General features: G+C 67.5%; 19 protein-coding genes and 3 pseudogenes. 9 read left to right on the plus strand and 13 right to left on the minus strand.

From position 1 onward, the window contains the following. Nucleotides 1–100 precede the first annotated feature (100 nt). Together AC5Y3P_RS19695 and AC5Y3P_RS19700 are read left to right on the plus strand one after the other, a co-directional pair. On the plus strand, nt 101–964 hold the full coding sequence (locus AC5Y3P_RS19695) for an SDR family NAD(P)-dependent oxidoreductase (protein WP_500047622.1): 864 nt from the start codon (nt 101–103) through the stop codon (nt 962–964). Between the two features lie 9 nt (nt 965–973). Further along, nucleotides 974–1,906: a TIGR03564 family F420-dependent LLM class oxidoreductase gene (locus tag AC5Y3P_RS19700; protein WP_500047623.1), complete on the plus strand. Its 933-nt coding sequence runs from the start codon at nt 974–976 to the stop codon at nt 1,904–1,906. Nucleotides 1,907–1,923: 17 nt separating this feature from the next. Here the strand turns inward: AC5Y3P_RS19700 and AC5Y3P_RS19705 are convergent, their stop codons facing one another. The 4 genes from AC5Y3P_RS19705 to AC5Y3P_RS19720 form a co-directional block, all read right to left on the minus strand. Beyond that, the gene (locus AC5Y3P_RS19705; protein ID WP_500047624.1) at nt 1,924–2,562 is read right to left on the minus strand and encodes a TetR/AcrR family transcriptional regulator; all 639 of its coding nucleotides are present in this window, start codon (nt 2,560–2,562) and stop codon (nt 1,924–1,926) included. Nucleotides 2,563–2,652: 90 nt separating this feature from the next. Next, nucleotides 2,653–5,232, minus strand: a complete 2,580-nt coding sequence (locus tag AC5Y3P_RS19710) for a multicopper oxidase domain-containing protein (RefSeq protein ID WP_500047625.1) — start codon at nt 5,230–5,232, stop codon at nt 2,653–2,655. Further along, on the minus strand, nt 5,229–6,329 hold the full coding sequence (locus AC5Y3P_RS19715) for a DUF8744 domain-containing protein (RefSeq protein ID WP_500047626.1): 1,101 nt from the start codon (nt 6,327–6,329) through the stop codon (nt 5,229–5,231). The genes AC5Y3P_RS19710 and AC5Y3P_RS19715 overlap by 4 nt, the downstream gene beginning before the upstream one ends. An 11-nt stretch (nt 6,330–6,340) precedes the next feature. Then, nucleotides 6,341–7,042, minus strand: coding sequence for a helix-turn-helix transcriptional regulator (locus AC5Y3P_RS19720; RefSeq protein ID WP_500047671.1), 702 nt, complete (start codon nt 7,040–7,042; stop codon nt 6,341–6,343). A gap of 97 nt (nt 7,043–7,139) precedes the next feature. Here AC5Y3P_RS19720 and AC5Y3P_RS19725 point away from each other — a divergent pair, with 97 nt between their 5' ends. The 5 genes and pseudogenes from AC5Y3P_RS19725 to AC5Y3P_RS19745 all read left to right on the plus strand — a co-directional run bounded on the left by AC5Y3P_RS19725 (nt 7,140) and on the right by AC5Y3P_RS19745 (nt 11,268). Beyond that, nucleotides 7,140–7,901, plus strand: coding sequence for a DUF2249 domain-containing protein (locus tag AC5Y3P_RS19725; RefSeq protein ID WP_500047627.1), 762 nt, complete (start codon nt 7,140–7,142; stop codon nt 7,899–7,901). A 158-nt stretch (nt 7,902–8,059) separates the two neighbouring features. After that, a pseudogene (locus AC5Y3P_RS19730) lies at nt 8,060–8,506 on the plus strand (dihydrodipicolinate reductase); the annotation flags it as partial. Further along, nucleotides 8,506–9,516: pseudogene (locus AC5Y3P_RS19735) on the plus strand (hydroxyacid dehydrogenase); the annotation flags it as partial. The pseudogenes AC5Y3P_RS19730 and AC5Y3P_RS19735, both read left to right, overlap by 1 nt. A gap of 11 nt (nt 9,517–9,527) precedes the next feature. Beyond that, nucleotides 9,528–10,373 (plus strand): enoyl-CoA hydratase/isomerase family protein, encoded by an 846-nt coding sequence (locus tag AC5Y3P_RS19740; RefSeq protein ID WP_500047628.1) that lies wholly within the window; start codon nt 9,528–9,530, stop codon nt 10,371–10,373. Nucleotides 10,374–10,485: 112 nt separating this feature from the next. Next, a complete protein-coding gene (locus tag AC5Y3P_RS19745; protein ID WP_500047629.1) occupies nt 10,486–11,268 on the plus strand; it encodes a TetR/AcrR family transcriptional regulator in 783 nt (260 codons plus the stop codon). Here AC5Y3P_RS19745 and AC5Y3P_RS19750 read toward each other — a convergent pair. Further along, nucleotides 11,257–12,267, minus strand: a complete 1,011-nt coding sequence (locus AC5Y3P_RS19750; RefSeq protein WP_500047630.1) for an acyl-CoA dehydrogenase family protein — start codon at nt 12,265–12,267, stop codon at nt 11,257–11,259. The two genes, AC5Y3P_RS19745 and AC5Y3P_RS19750, sit on opposite strands and share 12 nt — an antisense overlap. Before the next feature lie 20 nt (nt 12,268–12,287). Here AC5Y3P_RS19750 and AC5Y3P_RS19755 point away from each other — a divergent pair, with 20 nt between their 5' ends. Continuing rightward, nucleotides 12,288–13,013, plus strand: a complete 726-nt coding sequence (locus AC5Y3P_RS19755) for an SDR family oxidoreductase (RefSeq protein ID WP_500047631.1) — start codon at nt 12,288–12,290, stop codon at nt 13,011–13,013. Between the two features lie 99 nt (nt 13,014–13,112). On the opposite strand, the gene AC5Y3P_RS19760 is transcribed toward AC5Y3P_RS19755, so the two are convergent. Next, complete coding sequence (locus AC5Y3P_RS19760; protein ID WP_500047632.1) at nt 13,113–13,916, minus strand: siderophore-interacting protein; 804 nt, start codon at nt 13,914–13,916, stop codon at nt 13,113–13,115. A 480-nt stretch (nt 13,917–14,396) separates the two neighbouring features. On the opposite strand from AC5Y3P_RS19760, the pseudogene AC5Y3P_RS19765 reads away from it, so the two are divergent. After that, a pseudogene (locus AC5Y3P_RS19765) lies at nt 14,397–14,633 on the plus strand (alpha/beta hydrolase family protein); the annotation flags it as partial. A gap of 484 nt (nt 14,634–15,117) precedes the next feature. Here AC5Y3P_RS19765 and AC5Y3P_RS19770 read toward each other — a convergent pair. The 7 genes from AC5Y3P_RS19770 to AC5Y3P_RS19800 all read right to left on the minus strand — a co-directional run bounded on the left by AC5Y3P_RS19770 (nt 15,118) and on the right by AC5Y3P_RS19800 (nt 19,141). Continuing rightward, on the minus strand, nt 15,118–15,360 hold the full coding sequence (locus AC5Y3P_RS19770; RefSeq protein ID WP_500047633.1) for an alpha/beta fold hydrolase: 243 nt from the start codon (nt 15,358–15,360) through the stop codon (nt 15,118–15,120). Then, nucleotides 15,281–15,544: a hypothetical protein gene (locus AC5Y3P_RS19775; protein WP_500047675.1), complete on the minus strand. Its 264-nt coding sequence runs from the start codon at nt 15,542–15,544 to the stop codon at nt 15,281–15,283. Before AC5Y3P_RS19775 ends, AC5Y3P_RS19770 begins: the two co-directional genes overlap by 80 nt. A gap of 4 nt (nt 15,545–15,548) precedes the next feature. Beyond that, entirely contained in the window at nt 15,549–15,956 is a 408-nt protein-coding gene (locus tag AC5Y3P_RS19780) for a helix-turn-helix domain-containing protein (protein ID WP_500047634.1), read from the minus strand. Between the two features lie 116 nt (nt 15,957–16,072). Beyond that, on the minus strand, nt 16,073–16,930 hold the full coding sequence (locus AC5Y3P_RS19785) for a 3-hydroxybutyryl-CoA dehydrogenase (protein WP_500047635.1): 858 nt from the start codon (nt 16,928–16,930) through the stop codon (nt 16,073–16,075). 136 nt (nt 16,931–17,066) lie between these two features. Next, nucleotides 17,067–17,789 carry a maleylpyruvate isomerase family mycothiol-dependent enzyme gene (locus AC5Y3P_RS19790; protein WP_500047636.1) on the minus strand — a complete coding sequence of 241 codons (723 nt, stop codon included), beginning with the start codon at nt 17,787–17,789 and terminating at the stop codon, nt 17,067–17,069. A 51-nt stretch (nt 17,790–17,840) separates the two neighbouring features. After that, nucleotides 17,841–18,737: a patatin-like phospholipase family protein gene (locus tag AC5Y3P_RS19795; protein WP_500047637.1), complete on the minus strand. Its 897-nt coding sequence runs from the start codon at nt 18,735–18,737 to the stop codon at nt 17,841–17,843. Continuing rightward, nucleotides 18,734–19,141, minus strand: a complete 408-nt coding sequence (locus AC5Y3P_RS19800) for a hypothetical protein (RefSeq protein ID WP_500047638.1) — start codon at nt 19,139–19,141, stop codon at nt 18,734–18,736. The genes AC5Y3P_RS19795 and AC5Y3P_RS19800 overlap by 4 nt, the downstream gene beginning before the upstream one ends. Nucleotides 19,142–19,152 lie beyond the last annotated feature (11 nt).

The raw sequence follows: 19,152 nt of genomic DNA on the forward strand, positions 1-19,152 counted from the left end.
CGGTGTTCCCTTCGAGTCTGACCACCCGGCGACCGGGCGCTGTACATGTGTATAGCATAGCGTGAGTACCGGGCCGCGCCCCGGAAACGGAAGGGAAGCCATGTCAGATTCGCCGCTTGTCGCAGTCGTCACCGGCGCCAGCCGGGGGGCCGGCGCCGGGATCGCACATGCGCTGGGCCAACATGGCGCATGCGTGTACGTCACCGGCCGCACTACCAACCCCGCGGACCCCAGCGCGCCGGACACCGTCGACCACACCGCTGCGGCCGTCACGGCGGCCGGCGGACGCGGGATCGCGGTGCAGGTGGACCACGGCGACGATGAGCAGGTGCGCGAGTTGTTCGCGCGGATCGAGCGCGACCACGGCCGCATCGACATCCTGGTGAACAATGCGGCCATCATCCGCGACGAAATGATGGGCCGCACCAAGTTCTGGGAAGAGCCACTCAACGTCATGGACACCCTCGACGTCGGGGTGCGCAGCAGCTATGTGGCGACCGTCCTGGCAGCGCCGCTGATGCTGCCGCAGCGACGAGGTCTGGTGGTCAACACGTCGTCGTCCGGGGCGGTGCACTATGCGTTCGGACCGGCCTACGGCGTGCCCAAGGCCGCGGTCGACAAGATGGCCGCCGACATGGCGTTCGACTTCCGCGAGTTCGGGATCGCGGCGATCTCACTGTGGATGGGTTCGCTGCTGACCGACCGGGTCCGCGCGATCGTGGCCGCTAACCCGGACAAATTCGGCCACATCCTGGATAGCGCCGAAACCCCGGAACTCACCGGCCACGTGATCTGGGCGCTGTACCACGATCCCGATCTGATGAAGCTCAGCGGTCAGACCCTGATCGGTGCGGAACTGGCGCGCGACTACGGCATTCGCGATGAAGGTGACCGGCAGCCGCCGTCGTACCGAGAGCTCTTCGACGTCGCGCCGTCGAAGCAGTGCGCACATGTGATGCGATAGCTTCACCCGATGCGGATCGGTTTGAGCGGTGCCGGATCATCGGTCGACGGCATCATCGAGCAGGCCAAAAAAGCCGAGGCCGACGGCTTCAGCTCGCTGTGGTATGCCAGCGGGGTAGCCGGTGACCCGCTGGTGACCATGACGCTGGCCGGGCGCGCCACCACATCGATCGAGTTGGGCACTGCGGTACTGCAGACCTACCCGTGTCATCCGCTGCTGCAAGCCAACCGGGTGGCCGCCGCCGCCAACGCCATGGGCCGTGCCGGACTGACGTTGGGTCTGGGTCCCTCACACGCACCGGTGGTCGAGGACGTGCTGGGCCTGTCCTATGCCCGCCCGGCCGCCAACACCGAGGAGTACCTGCAGATCGTCACCGGTCTGTTGTCCGGTGCCACAGTCGATTTCGACGGTGAATCCTGGGCCGTGCACAGTGCCGGTCGGATGGCCACGCTCGAATACCCGGTCCCGGTGTTGCTGGCGGCGCTCTCGCCGCGGATGCTCAAAATTGCCGGCCGGCTCGCCGACGGCGTGGTGCTGTGGATGGCTGGGCGCACGGCCATCCAGAACACGATCATGCCGCAGCTGAGGGCCGCTTGCCGCGACGCGGGCCGGCCCGCACCGCGAGTCGTCGCCGGCCTGCCGGTCGCCGTGCATGACGATCTAGCCGAGGCTCGCGCAGCGGTGGCCGCGACCGCCACCGGCTACGGATCGATGCCGAACTTCCAACGTGTCATCGCGGCCGGCGGGGGAGCGCATCCCGCCGACGTCGCCGTACTGGGGGACGAAGCAAGCGTCGAACGTCAACTGCGCGACCTGGTTGCGCTCGGGGTCACCGATATCTGGGCCCAGTCGGTGGCGGTCGGCACCGATCGGGATGCCCGCCGGTCATCGTTGGCACGCACCCGGGCGCTACTGATTCAGCTCGCTGGGACCGACAGTTGACCCGGCGGCCATCCCGATCATGAACGCCGTTGCGCAGGCTTGCGTTTCGGTGTCGCAGTCGGTTCCCTCGGCGGTTCGATCGACGCGAGATACTGCTCGAATGCGGTGGTGACTTCCTTGTGCGCGGTCTTCACGCCGATGCCCTCCTCGAGGTTGAGGAACTTGGGCAGGCCGGATATCAGCAGTTGCAGTGCAGGCAGCGAGAAGTGGCCGCCGGGGCGGGCATTCTTGCCGAACTTGGCCACCAGCGCGTCGACCTGGAGCTTGCGGCCCGCCTCGGTCACCGCGGCGATCTCGGCCTGAATCGACTTGCGGTGGTTGCCGAGCGCCATGAATTCGGTCATCAGGGCGCCGGACGCTTCGCTGCGGTTGTACTCCCACAGCGCCAGCAGCGGATCATCGGGACGCTTGTCCAACAACTTGGTGAGGTACTGCAGGTTGCGCTCGGAGTAGCGCCGGATCGCGGAGAGGAAGATGTCATCGAGGGTGGGGAAGTAGTACTGCACCAGACTGGGAGTGACACCGGCCGCCGAGGCCAACGCTCGGTAGGACACGCTGGCGTAGCCCTCGGCCAGCAGCATCTTCTCGACGTGATCGAGCAGGGCATCGCGGGTCTTGGATGTCTCGGCGCCGACGCGCCGGCCATTTGCTGCCATGGTCTCCTCGTTCGGTCGATTCCCGCATATTGTGACACTCGATCGCCGCTGTACGGTCGTATAGCATACGATTCTAGCCCGGCACCGGCGTCAAGGCAGAACGTTCACCACCCCGTGCGCGCCCCGTTCGCCGTCGATCATGGCGTGCGAGACGAACGGGTAGTGCCCCGGCTCCGGGAAGCTCAACTCCACGAAACCGCCTTGTGCCGGGAACAGGCCCAGCACCTGGGACCCAGTGGGCCCGGGCCGCAGCCGGTATGCGCCTTCGGCCCAGACCGTGTCGAACTGACCGCCGACCACGTGAAACGCCGTACCACGGTTGGGGCCGGCCGCCAGCACCCAGAACCGGACCCGCTCCCCGACGCGGGCCGGTAGTTGGGCGTGATCGTATTGCTGGGCGTAGCCGTTGAACACCACCAGATCGGGTTCCTCGGCCAGCACCTTGTCGGCGTTGACTTCACCGCCGGGTGCACCGAGATAGAACTCAGATTGCACCATCAGGTATTCGCGGTCCACGGCCGGCAGGTCCGGTGGGTCGATGATCACCGCACCGAACATGCCGTTGGCGATGTGCACCGACATCGGCATGGTGGAACAGTGGTACAGCCAGATACCGGCCTTGGTAGCCGTGAAGCGGTAGCTCAGCTGCTCACCGGGTTCGATAGTCCGCATCGGCCGGTCCGGTGCCAGCGATCCGGCGTGGAAATCGATCGAATGTCCGATCGTGCCGTCGTTGATCAGGGTGACCTCGAAGACGTCACCGACCTTGCCGCGCAACGTCGGACCCGGTGCCGACCCGCCGAACGTCCACAGCCGCTGGGTGATACCGGGGGACACTTCTCGTTCGGTTTCGCTGACCTGCAGCGTCACCTGGTGCAGGCCGGTACCCGCGGGTGCGAGCGCCGGATCGCGCGCTTCGAACTCCGGGCCGGGTGCGCTGCCCAGGCTGTGCGCGATGTCGGCTGCCGGGATGGCCGCGTCGGCGGCAGCTGCGGCCGGGTCGGCGTGCTGGTGCACCGGGCTCTGTTGTGCGGCGCCGATCGCCTTGACGGTCAACGTCATACCCATCTGCCGGTGTCCGGCCACCGAGCACCAACCGTCCAGGTCCGCGCCGATCACGCCGGCGTCGAGCACGGCGCTGACGCCCGGCGCGATGCGCTCGGTCCGGGCGCCGTTGGCCAGCACCAGATCGTGGCGGTCATCGCCGGTGTTGACGAAGGTGATCTGCAACCGGTCACCGACCGGCACCTCGATGGTGTTCGGCACATAGTGCATTCCGTCGACGCGCACCTCGACGGCCGTGGTGTGCCCGGTTGCCGCGACCGAAACCTGTGGTGCGGTGGCGATCCCCAGGCTGGCCGGGTCGGCGGCGATACCCGCCGCAGCGGTCAGTACGACGACCGCGAACCCGGCGGCCGCGATACCCACCTGCTGGGTCAGTGGGCGCGGCTCGGGACGGCCAGGTTTGGACGGCACGCCGGTGTTGCGGCGGGCCAACCATACGGCCCGCGCCAGCAGCGGCAGGAACGACCCGTAGGCCAGCAGCACCAGCACCGAGCAGGCAACCCGCACCAGGCTCGGCACCGGCAGCACACACAGCAGCAACGCGGTGTTGGCCACGCTGATCCGCCACGGGGCACCGCGTTCCAAGGTGGCGATCGCCACCAGGGCCGAGGCCCGCCCACCTATCACCACCGGAATCAAGTAGGCCAGCGCCCCGAACAGCACCTGCACCAAGAAGCCGGCCAGCAGCGCCGGAACCACCGCAGAGCTGACCTCGATCGCCGCGGGCCAACTTCGGGCAGCCAGCAGCCCGAATCCGACGTATCCCAGTGATCCGATCAGCCAGACCACACCGCACAGCACCGACAGGGTGGCGAAGTCCGACGGTCGTTTGCGCCGCACTTCATCGATGTGCGGCCACAGCACGAATCCCGCGGCAGCCAAGTAGCCGAGTGCCCCCAGACCGAGGATCTGCGGGGAGGCGACCAACGCACCCGCGACGGCCACCCCGAGGGCCGTCACCAACCACGGCAGGCCCCGGGACGCGGCGCGTTCGACGCCCTCGGCCATCCGGGTACGCAACATGGTCGGCCATAACGTGACCAGGGTGCCGAGTATCGTCATGGTCACCCAGCCGAACACGTTCAGCACGGCGTGCGCGGTCCGGAAGCGGTCGGCCAATTCTCCGGGCAGCGCCGAATTCGCCATTGCCACACCGAGTCCCGCACCCACCGCCAGCATCCCCGCCGCCACCACGTAGTAGTGCACGGTGATCGCGAACCGTGCCGGCAGCGCCGCCCGCAGAAACCGGAGCAGGTCCGTCGCGTGCAGCACGGCCACCCCGGCCACCACGATGCCGCCGACCAGCACCACGGGCCACCACAATCCGAGCATGCCGATGACCACCAGCACCGCACCGATGTTGAACGCCGACAACCGCAGCGCCTGGCCCGGATACGGCGGGTCCGGTGTACGGCGCAACAACGCGTCGGCGAAGTGTCGACTCCAGATCAGGATTGCGTTACTGGCCGCGCCCAAGCCCAGCAGGTGCACCAACAACCACCCGGACAACGGAATGTACTGGTGCGCAAGCGCGACCACGACGAGCGCCGACAACCAGGCGAAGACCACCGAACCCGCCCGCAGGTGCCAGCTGGAACGCTTCATGCCGTCACCTGCTGCTTCTGCTGCTTGCCGGCGCGGCTCGCCGAGACCACCGCCACCACGACGAAGGCCAGCACGGCCACGATGTTGAGCACGCCGCCCAGCTGCACGGCGGCCTGCTGGTCCCCAGCGTCACCGACAGCGATCCGCACCAGCAGCGAAACATGCAGCAGCGCAACCGGTCCGTACATCACCGGGGTGTAGGGCAAGGACCGGCGCAGCACCGCCGGCAAGATGACCGGGGCGTGCGCCATGATCATCGAGATGACGAAGCCCAGCATCACCGCATGCACGATCGCGTCGTAACCGCGGCCGTCGGGCACCGGACCGCGCAGCAGCCAGGCCACGGCGGGCAGCAGCAGCCAGGCGTAGCCTGCCAACAGGCACACCGCCATGTAGCGGGGTAGCCCGCTGGCCCGCACGGTGCGCCGGGCCACGTCGTGGGCGGCCAGCCAGCCGACCATGGTCAGCAGTGCGATACCGAGCAGGCGATAACCCAGCGTCGGCCACAACAGTGCGGCCAGCGCGGCCACCACGTATCCCATGGCGATGCCGACCAGTTGGGCTTCTTTGCGCAGATCCGCCGACAGCACCCGGGTGAGTTCCAGGCGTTCCCCCGCGATGGTCAGGATCAGGAAGCCGAACAACCACGGCAGCACGGTGGGCACCGGCACGTCGGCCAGCCACAGCAGCGCCGCACCCACCGCCAGTACTGCTCCGCCGGCCTGGATCAGCACCGCCAGATCGGCGCTGCGCCGCCACAGCGGGACATAGAGTGCGAGCAGCCCGACGGTGCCGATCAGCAGTGCGGTGCCGCCCACCCGCTCCGGGGCCGGCGACACCAGCAACACCGCACCGGCGCCGAGGGCGGCCGGCGCCAGGTAGCCCAGCGGGTGTTTGGCCGCGACCGCTCGTTCCAGCGCGATCACGGTGCCGACGAACCCGAGCGTGAGCAGGATTCCGTGTACGTCTTCGAGCCGGTCCGAACGCACCGGGGCCGACAGTCCGAGTAGCGGGAACGCGGCGTTCAGACCCGCCAACAGCGCCAGGCCGCCCGGCAGCAGGAACAGTCCGCGCGGTGACACCCTGGATCCCGTCACGTCTGCCCCCCTTACCCCAGCCCAGGATCGGGTAGGAACAGTCTGCATGCTCCCGGCTCGGCGAACGGGACCAGGGCGAGATCCCCGTCGACGTCGGCCCCGATCCGATCCAGGATGCCTTCCACGATGCCCAGGTGTACCTGGCAGACGATGCTCGGGTAGCGCTGCGCGGCATCGAGCAGGGGACAGCTGCGCAGCGCCACGCCGGCCTCGGTCGGCTCGTGATCATCCGGCGCAAACCCGAGCCGGGCCAAGATGGCGAGCACGGTACGGCGGGGGTCCGGCCCCGGATCGGTGCCGCGCGCGGCTTCACCGGCCAGTTCCCGGCCCCATTCCCACCCGGCGGAGCGCGCATCGCGCTCCGGGTTCGGGCTGGTGCGGGCAAGGTGGCCGGCCAGCGCGGTGGCCAGACCGGCGTAATCCGCGGTGGCGACGGCCGGGTCAGCGGCCGTCGGGCGGTACAGCGCAGCCGGACGGCCGCGCCCGGTCGGCTGCTCGGCGACACGTTCCACCAGGCCGTGGTCCAGCAGAGCGTCGAGATGCTCACGAATGGTGTTGGCGTGCAGTCCCAGCTCGTCAGCCAGCGTGCTGATCCGGACCGGAGCGTGGCTGCGCACCTGCTCGAGCACACTGAGTCGCTGCCGGGACAGCGGGGGATAACCGGTCGCCGTCGGCGTCGGGTGAGGCCCGAGCCGCTGGCCCGGACCGCCCATCGCGCCACCCTCTTTATTCACGGAAATAACTGTAGTAAATTGAAGGCGTTGAGGCCAGTGGCGACGCTCCCGCCGCCACGGCGGACAGGAGGAAGTCATGTCGATCGATGAACTGGTCGTCGCATCCACCGAGGCCGACGCCCGAGCTGTGGAGACCATCAAGGCTCACCACGCACAGCTCGCCGGCAGCCTGGCCACGCTGACCGAAGCGATGCTCACCGCGGCCGAGCGGGGCGCCGATCTGGACCAGGCGCGCGCAGCCACGTTGCACTTCCTCGACACCGAGCTGATGCCGCACGCGGCAGCCGAGGAGGACGCGCTCTATCCGGCTGCAGCCCGGACGGATCGGGCCGGACCATTGATCGAGTCGATGGTCGCAGCGCATCGGGTGATCGCGGCCCTGGTCGACGAGATACGCAGCGAGGGGTCGCCGACCCGGGCCGCGGCGGCCGCCAAGGCATTGCGGGTGGTCTTCGATGCACACCTGGTCGACGAGAACGAGCGGATCCTGCCGATCGTGGCTGCCAATCCCGACATCTCGCTGGCCGAGGTCACCCACGGCATGCACGAACTACTCGGCGAGGGTGGCTGCTCGGAGCCGGCGCACACCTGCGGGTGCGGTGAGACCGACAGCGACGAACCGGTGCTCGACGTGCGCGAGGTACCGCACAAGATCCGGCACGCCACGGTTTTCGGTGCGTTCGACGCGGTACCGCCCGGTGGTGCGCTGATCCTGGTGGCACCGCACGATCCGATCCCGCTGTTGCACCAGTTGGTCGATCGCACCGCGGGCCAGCTCGGCGTCGACTACCAGCAACGCGGACCCGATGCCTGGCGGTTGCGGTTGACCAGGATCTGACCGCGCCAGCCGGCGGTACCCGCGCCAGCAGATCGGCCGCTTCCCATCCACTCCGACCAGCGGGCGGGGAGCGGCCGGGCGCCAGGAACCATTGTGGAAACGTCGTACCCGTTATATGAGAGTATGGATTCGCACCGGGTCGACGAGAGGCGGCGTGCATGGTTCCGGAACGCAATCCACGGGTAATCCTCTGGGGCCCCGGGCAGGTGGGCATCGGAGCGCTGCGCGCCGTGATCGCCCACCCGGGTCTGGATCTGACCGGCCTGGTGGTACACAACCCCGCCAAGGCCGGCCGAGACGCCGGCGAGTTGTGCGGGATGCCGGATACCGGCGTGCTGGCCACCACCGATGCCGGCGCTGCGCTTGCCACCGAGGCCGACGTGGTGGCCTACTTCGCATCCGGTGATTACCGCTACCGGGAGGCCGCCGAGGACATTGCGGCCTGCCTACGGGCCGGCAAGAACGTGGTGACCACCTCGCTGGTGCCGCTGTGCTACCCACCGGCCGCCGATCGAGAGACCGTCGAACTACTCGAGCAGGCCTGCACCGAAGGGCAGACCAGCCTGTTCAACAGCGGTGTGGACCCGGGCTGGGCCAATGACCTGAGCTGCTGCCGCTGGACCTGGCCCGACCGGCGGAATCCAACTGGGGTGCTTTGCAAAGCGCACACGGCTATTAGGCCGCGACCCGCACCGACCTGGCCACCAGCAGTACCGGTCGGCAGTACCTGGCCGGCGCCGAGCTGATCGCACGCTGTCCTGAACTGCTGGCGATCTGCTCGGCCGGCGCCGGCTACGACGTGATCGACGTCGATGCCGCCACCGCGGCCGGGGTCGCGGTGTGCAACAACTCCGGGCCTGGAGCCGAAGCCGTGGCCGAACACGCACTGGGCTTCATGCTGGACCTGGCCAAGAAGATCACCGTGGCCGACCGGGTGTTACGCCGCGGCGAGTTGGACGGGCGGGCCGCGCTGCGCGGCAGCCAACTCAACGGACGCACCCTGGGCGTGATCGGGATGGGCGCGATCGGGAGCCGGTTGATCGAGTTGTGCGTACCGTTCCGGATGCAGGTCCTGGTCTTCGATCCCTACGTGGATCGGGCGGCCGCCGCCGCACTGGGGGTCACGCCGGTGAGTCTGACCGAACTGCTGCAACGCGCCGATTTCGTCCAGGTCACCTGCCCGCTGACCGCCGAGACCACCGGATTGATCGGCACCGAGCAGTTCGCCGCGATGAAACCGACCGCGTTCTTCATCAGTACGGCGCGCGGCCCGGTGCATGACGAACGCGCGCTGCACGCCGCCCTGACCGAGGGGCGGATCGCCGGCGCCGGGTTGGATGTCTTCCACCAGGAACCGCCGCAGGCCGACAATCCGCTGCTGGGCTTGGACAACGTGGTGGCCACCCCACACATCGCCGGGATCACCGTCGAGGCCGGCCGCGACATCGCGGTGGCCACCGCCGAGCAGTGGCGGACCATCTTCGATGCTGCGATGCCGCCGCGCCTACTCAATCCGGAAGTCTGGCCGCGTTACTGCGACCGCTTCGCCGAGATCTTCGGGATCAGGCCGACCGCAACGCCGGTGGGCGCCGCGACCGTCAACCAGAGCAGCTGAGGATGCCGCAGATGACCGTACAAGCCAACCCACAGGCCGGATTTCAGACCATCGACTATCAGGTCCGTGGTCACACCGCATGCATCACGTTGAATCGGCCCGACGTGCTCAACGCCATCAACGACGAAATGATCGCCGAGTTGGCCGTGGCCTATGACCAGGCCGAGCGCTCATCGGAGGTCTGGACCGTGATCGTCACGGGCGCCGGCCGCGCCCTGTGTGTGGGAGCCGACGTCAACAAGGCCGCCGACCACGACACCGAGAACGCCGCCGGGATCGACAACCAGGGGGAGCCGATCCTGTCCTCACTGCGCCAGTGGGACGCCCCGCAGGAAGCCAGCCCACCGTGGCTGCGGATGACCAAACCGATCATCTGCGCGGTGAACGGGATCGCCTGCGGCGCCGGACTGGATCTGCTGACCACCGCCGACATCACCATCGCCTCCGATCGGGCGTCGTTCATGGATCCGCACGTCAGCATCGGCGTCTCTTCTGGGCGGGAAGCCGTGCGCCTGGCCAGAATTCTGCCGCTGCCGGTCGCCATGCGGATGGTGTTGATGGGCAAGCACGAACGGATGGACGTGCAGCGGGCCTATCAACTGGGACTGGTCACCGAGGTGGTGGAACACGAGCAGCTGATGCCGCGGGCCTGGGAGATCGCCGAAATGATCAACTCCAATGCGCCGCTGGCCGTGCGTGGTTCACGGATGGGCGTGCGCAACGGGCTGACATTGCCGATCTACGAGGCCGAACTGCTGGCCGAGAACTACCGGATGAAAGTAGCCCTGACCCGCGACGCCGTCGAAGGCCCGCGCGCCTTCCTGGACAAGCGAGATCCGGTGTGGCAGGCCCGTTGAGCGGTGCAGATCCGGTGCGATCGAGAATGGGGTTATGCAGATTGCGATATGACGTCATTACGGCAGGCGAGAGCACTCATTCTGACCCCGATCGAGTAATCTGGGCAGCATCATGAGCCCACGAGTAAATTCCGACGCCAAGGGCGCCGAACTGGAGATCGTCGATCCGGAGATCGAAGTCGCCGCACCCTGGCAGCAGCGCACCATCGACCGCCGGCTCAGCAGCGCCCGGGCCCGCGCGCTGGCGCGCAGCTCGCGGTTCCTGGCCACCGCCCTCGAGCTGGTCGAGGAGTCCGGGCGGGCCGACTTCACCATCCAGACCCTGATCGACCGTTCCAACCTCAGCCTGCGCGCGTTCTACCAGCATTTCGCCGGTAAGGAAGAGCTGCTGCTGGCGCTCTACGAGAACATCACGAGTCAGTTCACCGAATCGATCCGCCAAGAGGTTGCCCAGGCCGACGGCCCGATGGAGAAACTCGAAGCATTCTGCCGCGGGTTCCTGTCCCGGGCCGAATCCTCGGAGCGGATGGGTGGGCGAGTGGTGACCATCTACCATCTGAGCCTCGAGATCGAGCGTCCGGCGGACTTCGCGAAGGTGTGGGAGCCGCAGCAGAAGTTGCTCACCAAGATCCTCACCGATTGTGCGCGTGCAGGTTTGGTCCGCAAGGACGTCACCCCCGCGCAGTTGACCGTGCTGCTCAGTTCGACGTTGACCGCCCTGGCACAGATCGGTGTGTTCAACGTCGGCAGCAAGAATGTCCGGCTCACCGAGGACCAGATGTGGGCGTGGTGCCGGCAGGCGGTCAGCCCACCGGCTGAAACCGCGATCCCGGCCGGCGGCACCCGGCGCGCCCGCAAGGCCACCGGAAGCCGGCCCAAGAAATCAGCGGGGTAGCCCGAGTCCACGCTGGGCGATGATGTTGCGCTGGATTTCACTGGTTCCGGCATAGATGGTGGTGCCCAGCGCGAACCGCATCAGGTACTCGGTGTGGCCGCGCTGCGGCGCGGTGGGCTCCAGGTAGCTGCGGATACCGTCGGGGCCCATCATCTCGACGACGTCCTGGCTGGCGCGGACCAGCGCCTCGGTGCTGAACAGCTTGGACATCGAGCCCTCGGCCACCGGATGTTGGCCGTTCTCGATCATCCACACGCAGCGGTGTTGCAGCAACGCAGCCACCTCGGCCTCGGTGGCCAGCCGGGCCAATCGCCGGCGGACGTCGGGGTCGGCCGGGGTCAGCCGGCCGTCGTCGCGGGCCCAACGTTCGGCGTCGTCGAGCAGGCGGTCCAGGTGCGGTCCCCAACCCGAGGCATGCTCGTCGTCGAGCGACAGACCCAGCACCTGCCAGCCGCCGTCGACCGCACCGATGCGGTACCGATCAGCGACCCGGACGTCGCTGTAGAACGTGATGTTGGTGCGCTCCCCGGACAGTGTCCAGACCGCTTGCGCCTCCACCCCGGGTGCGTCCAGTGGAACCAGGAAGGTGGTCAGCCCCCGGTGCTTGGGGACGTCCGGGTCGGTGCGGGCGAGCAGGAACACGTAGTCGGCAATGTGGCCGTTGGTGGTGAACATCTTGGATCCGTTGATGATCCAGTCATCACCGGTGCGCACCGCCTTGGTGCTGGCAGCCGCCACATCCGAGCCGCATTCCGGTTCGGTGAACCCCAGCGCGATGGTGACCTCGGCGCGGTCGGCGCGCGGCAGGATCTCCTCCCGGAGATAGCCTGAGCCGACCTGCCGGATGATCGCGGCCACCATCCGGGTGGTCTCGACCAGATACACCGGTGCGTCGGCCCGCATCAACTCTTCCTTGATGACCTGCGCCGCCGCCGGGGAGTAGCCCCCACCTCCGGATTCGGTCGCCAGTTCAGGGGAATGCCAGCCCCGGGAGGCCACTCGGCGCCGAGGTCACCGCGTTGGACATCAAGGACAGCACCGTGCCGGTGGCGCGCACGCTGCGAATCGATCTGCGGGACAAGGACAGCATCGAGGAAGTCGCTGGGGCCATCGACACACCGGTCGACGGGCTGTTCAGTTGCGCCGGGTTGCCCGGGCCGCCGTTTTCCGAGTGGGACACCATCCTGGTGAACTTCGTCGGCGCGCGCCATTTGGCCGAGTCGTTGCTGCCCAAGATGTCCAACGGGTCGGCAATCAGCGTGATCTCGTCCTCGGCCGCGATCGGCTGGCAGAACCACATCCCGGTGATCACGCAGTTACTGGAGACCAACGGCTTCGATGAGGCCGTCGACTGGCTGCGCGAGCACGAGTCGAAGTGGTCCTGGAGTGGGTACGCCTACTCGAAGTACGTCATCGACGCCTGGGTCGGCTGGTGGTACCCCGATCTCGGCAAGCGAGGGATCCGGATCAACTGCATCAACCCGGGTCCCACCGAGACCGCGATGATGCCGGCCTTCCAGGACCTGATGGGTAAGGATGTCGTCGACCAGGCGATCGGCCCGGTGGGCCGCTATTCACGGCCGGAGGAACAGGCTTGGCCGCTGGTGTGTCTGGGCAGCCCGCGGTTGAGTTACGTCGGTGGGGAGGTGCTGTGGACCGACGGCGGCTGGAATGGCGCCATGACCATGGGGCGCCACCAGGCACAGTGGGCCACCGACACCGAGGACATCGCCAAGAGCCGGTAGCGCCGTCGGCGCTTTGGCCACTCGCTCAACCATTTCCTTCCCGCTCAACAGGCCCGGTGATCGGGAGGGAAATGGCTGAGCGGCAAGGAGTTTAGCCTCTCAGAGACCGGCGCGTTCGAGCGCGTCGTCGAACTCCTCGGCGGCCTGCTTCGGGGCCTTGCCCGCGTCCCGAGCCTGCTGGTAGACCGCATAGAGTTCGTCGGCCAACGGCGCGTAGCGGGCATCCCAGGCCTGGGAGTCGTGACGCCAGTAACCGACGATGTCGTAGCCGGCGGTCGACCAGCCCAGTCCCCGCAGGTGTTTGCGTACCGATCGGCCCTGGCCGGCCTCCGCAGCGAACCAGCAGTAGCCCGAGCCGTCGGGCAGCGTCAGCTGCTGCACGGTCTCGGCGAGTTTGCTTGACACAACACCATTTCCACTCCCGATCAGATCCACGCGGGTGAGTCCAGCCCGGTCCGGCAGGTAGTCCAGATCGGCTGCGGCGGGCACCTCGGCGACCACCGTCACGGGTGTCGAGTCGGACAGCTCGTGGAGGATGCGGGCCGCCGCGGGCAGGCCGGCCAGGTCACACACCAATAGTTGCCAGCCTGCGCCGCTCGGCGGCTGATACCAGGAATTGGCGTGGTCGAGTTCGACTCGATCACCCGGACGGGCCGAGCGCGCCCAGCGGGTGCCCGGACCGTGAGTGTGCAGGACGACGTCGATCGTGATGCAGTCCTGCTCCTGAGCGCGTACCGAATACGTGCGTCCCACAGACGACGACCCGGGAAAGTACACGCCCACCGCGGCATCGGGTGCCGCCGGGATGCCCAGCGCAACGGGATCATCGAGGCGCAACACCATGCGCTGCATCCGCGCACCGAGCCGGCCGGTGTCGATGACCGTGGCTCCGCAACAACTCACCGGATCAGGCTAGCCGGGCGCCGCAGGCGCTGCGCATAATGGCCTAGATGAGGTTGGGCGAACTGCTGCTGTGCACCGCGAACGCCGTCGGGCTGGTGCTGCTGTTCCTCCCGCGACGCTGGGCGCGCCCGACGCGTTTCTTTCCAGCCGTGCCACCGGTGGTGGCGATCGCCCAGATCGCAGTGGAGGGCTATCGCTGGCAATTGGTTCCGGCGTACGGTCTGGCCGCTGCGATCACCGTCGGCTGGCTGGTTTCACTGTTCAGATCTGGGGTCTCGGCTGCGCCGGTGGGCCATAGTTGTCGGCGCCGTTGCGGCCGGCGTGGTCTTCGTCGCCTCGGCTGCGGTGCCGGTACTGGTACCGGTGTTCCGGCTTCCGACGCCCGATGGGCCGTACCCGATCGGCACGGTGACCTATCACTGGCGCGACGCGGACCGTCGCGAGATCTTCGATCCGGACCCGGCCGCGCGACGCGAACTGATGGCCCAGGTCTGGTATCCCGCTCGGCCGGACAGTGAAACCCCGGTTGTGCCATATGTTTCGAATGCAGCAGCGGTGTCAGCGCAGGCCGGCCGGGTCCGCGGCGTGCCGGGGTTCCTGTTCGGCCACTTCAACCGGGTTCCGACGCACGCGACCAAGGGGCCGCCGCTGGCCGACGGCCAAGACAGCTACCCGGTGTTGGTGTTCGCCTCCGGACTCAACGGGCTGCGCCAATCCAACCTGTTCCAGGTTCAACAACTGGTGTCGCAGGGTTTCGTGGTGGTCGGACTGGATCAGCCGCACACCTCGGTACTGACCGAATTCCCGGACGGACGCCAGGTACCGGGGCAGAGCAAGGATCAGTTGCAGGCCGTCATCCAGCAGAGCATCACGCCCACCGAGGCGCCGCCCGCGCTCGGCGGCACTGTGCTGCCCGGCGGGATATATCCCTATCTGGCAAAGGATTTCAGTACGGTGCTCGATGAGCTTACCGCGTTGAACGCCTCAGATCCGACCGGGCTGTTCACCGGCCGACTCGATCTGGAACGAGCCGGCGCTCTCGGTGTCTCCCTGGGGGCCAGCACGGTAGGCCAAGCCTGTCACGACGAACCACGGCTGCAGGCCTGCCTGATGATGGACGCCGCGATGCCTGCCGGGTTGCCGGTGCGGTCGAGTCCGTGGTGCGCACCGCGGGCGCGAGCCGCTGGATGTCCGCTGCGCATCATCGGCAAGGAATACACCGATTACGGCGCGCTCGACCGTGTGGTCCTGTTGATGCGGGCCCAACCGGCCGTCGCCACAACAGCTGAGCGACCAGGCCGCCCATCGAATATCCGACCGCGATGAACCGCTCGATGCCCAACGAATCAGCAAGCGCGGCAGCATCATCCGCGCAGTCCTCCAGACGGAAGGACGACGACGGGGAACCGCTGCGGCCGTGACCCCGCAAATCCGGGGCGATCACCCGGAAGTGCTCGCGCAAGCGTCGCGTAGGTGCCCATCCAGTTGAGGTCGGCGGTCACGCCGATGCCGTGCAGCAGCAGTACCGTCGGCGCGCCGGGCGGCCCGGCCAGGTCACGGTAGGCGACTTCGGCGCCATGCGGCAGCCGCAACGTCCGGTGCGGCGCGACGACGTCGTCGCAAATCATGGTGCTATCCCTCCGCGAGGAAGTTGCGATAGACACCGAGCAGTGCTTCGCGCTGGGCTTGGCTCAACCGGGGGTCGGTCTTGATCGCGCGTTCGGTGTCCAACGTTGTGGCTTCGCCCGACTCGCCGGCGACGGGCGCACCGGAGTCCGGAGTGCTGATGCCGGCCTGGCGCAACAGGTCAGCGGTCGGGATCCCGAGGGCGTCGGCGATCGACTGCATCACCTTCAGCGACGGCTGATGCAGGTTGCGCTCGACCTGGGACAGGTAGGCGTTGGACACCGCGGTCATCGCAGCCATCTCCCGCAACGAAAGCTGCGCCAGTTGGCGCTGCATCCGGATGAAACTGCCCAGTGTGCTCGACTGGTCCGGCTCCGCATCCTCGGAGCCGGGCTTGTCGTTCGCAGTAGCCATATCGATATTGTGCCCGCCGTTGCGCGCAAACCGTGCCGGGCTCACCGATACGGTCCGGCTTGCCGGCCAGTGGCCCCCCGCCCGAATCGGGCGAGGGCCACCGTGCACCCTACGGTTCAGCGCTTGGCGTAGCTGAAGAAGCCGCGCCCGCTCTTGCGCCCGAGCTCACCGGCCTCGACCTTGCGCAGCAGCAGCGGCGGCGGCGCGAAGAGCTGCTCCTTGGTCTCGGCGTACATCGATTCGGCCACCGCCATGGTGGTGTCCAGTCCGATCAGGTCGGTCAGGGCCAGCGGTCCCATCGGGTGGTTGCAGCCGCCCACCATGGCCTTGTCGATGTCCTCGGCAGCGGCCAGACCGGCATCGGCCATCCGGATCGCCGACAGCAGGTAGGGGATCAGCAGTGCGTTGACCACGAAGCCGGCCCGGTCCTTGGCCACCACGGTGGTCTTGCCCAGCTGCTCGGCGGCGAATTCGATTGCCCGGTTCACCGTTCCCTCCGAGCTGACCTCGCACGGGATGATCTCCACCAGCGGCATCACCGGCGCCGGGTTGAAGAAGTGCAAACCGACCACCCGCTCCGGGTGATCAGTGGCCGCGGCCAACTGCATGATCGGGATCGACGAGGTGTTGCTGGACAGCAACGTGTCGGGGCGCACCACCCGGCTGAGCAACTCGAAGATCTCGGTCTTGACCGCCAAATCCTCGACCACGGACTCGATCACCAGGTCGCGATCGGCCAACTCGACGATCCGGTGGGTGAAGCGAACGCGTCCCCGGATCTCGTCGCGTTCGGCCTGGGTCAACTTGGCCTTGCTGACCGCCAGGTCCAGCGAGTCGTCGAGCTTCTTCTTGGCGACTTCGACCAGTTCCTCGTTGACCTCACGCAGCACCACGTCGCATCCGGCGCGAGCCGCTACTTCCGCGATGCCGCATCCCATGATCCCGCCACCGACGATTCCTACGGCCTTTTCCACGTTCTGCTCCCTTCATGAGGAGTTCGCCCGGCGGTGCGCCGCGGCGATCCTCGTGTCAGGCGATGTTAGCGGCACCGGTTTTGCGGGCAATTTCGTTCCCACTGGACGGTGTGTGACCCAGCTCACCGCGACATCGTCACAGGTTACCGACCGCGGGGTCGGGACGCTCCGGCAACTTGCCGTCGTAGCGCAACCCGTCGGTGCTGCCGCGGGTCAGCCACCCGATCACCGCATCGCGGCCACCTGAAAGCTTGGTGGCGCCGTCACCGATGACGTGATGGTCACGCTCATCGGTGTCGATGGTGAGCCCGGGGAAGTCCGGATTGGCCGACAACCGATCCACCAGCAGTTCCAGCGTGTCCTCGAGCGCATCGATGTCGGCCTCTTCGAGTTCCCACACGGTGTCCAGGTCAGCGTGGTGCACCAGGACCTCGGCGGTCCGCAGGGTCGGAATGGCGTAGGCATTCAGATCCGCACCGTCCGGGCCGGTGACCGTCTCGGTCTGGACTCCGTCGGCCAGGGTCGCGGCCTTGGCCGCGAAGCCGTCCACCGCGGCGTGCAGCGCGGCCTTGAGGTCGGCCGGCCCGCGTCGGGCCAGTTCCTCGATCGCGGTGTCGCGGGCCTGCGCCGACGGATAGGCCGGTAGATCCACCCCGGTGGTGGCCCAGCTGATCAGATTGCCCAACGCGTCAGCACCGAGCGCGAGGTGGGCCACGACGTGCGCCCGGGTCCACCCCGGGCATTTCGAGGGCACGGCGAACTCGTCGTCGCCGAAGCTGTCCACCGTGGCCAGCACCATGCCGGTCTCACGGTCCAAGCGGTTCAAGTCACCCGGCAGATGCGCTGCGGTCTTGTACATGTCTTCCTCTCCTGGTCAACCAGTCCTGATCGAACAATCCGGCGATGCCGGTCAGCCCAATACGGTGTGCAGATCGAAGGTGCCGCGAACCCCGATCGCGTCGTAGTGCTGCGCCAGCCAGGCCTGCGCGGTTTCTCGGCCGGCGTCGCGGAGTTTGACGAAGAACCGCCATTCCGCATTGAGCCGCGAGGAGGCCTGATAGCCGTCCAGCACCCCGCTGGCATCGATGCGATGCAGGTGTACGTCCTTGTACTCCTCGACCGATACGGTGCCCTCGTCGATCAGACGCTTGACGAACGCCACCGCCCGCAACTCGCGAAGCAGGTTGCCGTTGAACGTGATTTCGTTGAGGCGACTGTGGATCTCGCGCGCGGTACGCGGTGTCTGACGACGCTCCAGCGGGTTGATCTGCACCAGCAGGATGTCGTCGGTCATCGTCTCGTAGTACAGCGGGTAGAGCGCCGGGTTGCCCATGAAACCGCCGTCCCAGTAGGGCACCCCGTCGATTTCGACAGCCCGGAACACCGTCGGCAGACATGCCGAAGCCATCAGATGGTCAGCGGTCAGTTCACGGCGCCGAAAGATCTTCGGCTTTCCGGTCCAGACGTTGGTGGCGCTGATGAAGATCTTGACGTCCGAACAGGCCCGAACCCGCTCGAAGTCGATCAGCTCGTCGATCGCGCTGCGCAGCGGATTCACGTTCAGCGGGTTCATCTGATACGGGCTGTACCGTCGGGCGATCACCTCGGACCAGGCCCGGTTGCTCCACCAACCCAGCATCTGACTCAGCAGCGTGCGCTGCAGCCGGGACAGCGAACCATCCAGACTGGCTCGCCGCCAAAAGGTTTCGAGCTGGGCGCGGGCCCCGTCGGCGCCCCCGCCCAGCCAGCCTTCGACCAGCACGACGGCGTTCATTGCGCCGGCGCTGGCGCACCGGGGACACGTCAAGACTTCGATCGGGGCGAACGACCTTTGGGGGAACTGCGTTTGGCCGCGGCCTCGGTGCCGAACGGGCTGAACTTGCCCAGTGTCGACATGCCCGGGATCGAGGACACCGCCGAGTACACGTCGTTGCCGGTGGCGACCAAGGTTTCCAGCTGCGGCAGCAGCGCGTCCATGGTGCGCATCATCGGTTCGGCCAGCGCCAAATAGCGTTCGGTGCGGTCGATTGCGGTGTTGAGCCGCTCGGTGGCGGTCGCCAGGTTCTCGATCAGTTCCGGCATTTCGGCGGCCAGTTGCAGTGAGGCGGTGGGCAGTCGCAGCGCGCCGACCGCAGCGGCTTGGGCTGCGTCCGCTGCGGCTTGGGCCGCGCCGATCAAGTCTTTCGGGGAGGGGGGTTTCTGCTTCGTCATGAATCAACGAT

Source organism: Mycobacterium sp. NGS45 (assembly GCF_059812645.1).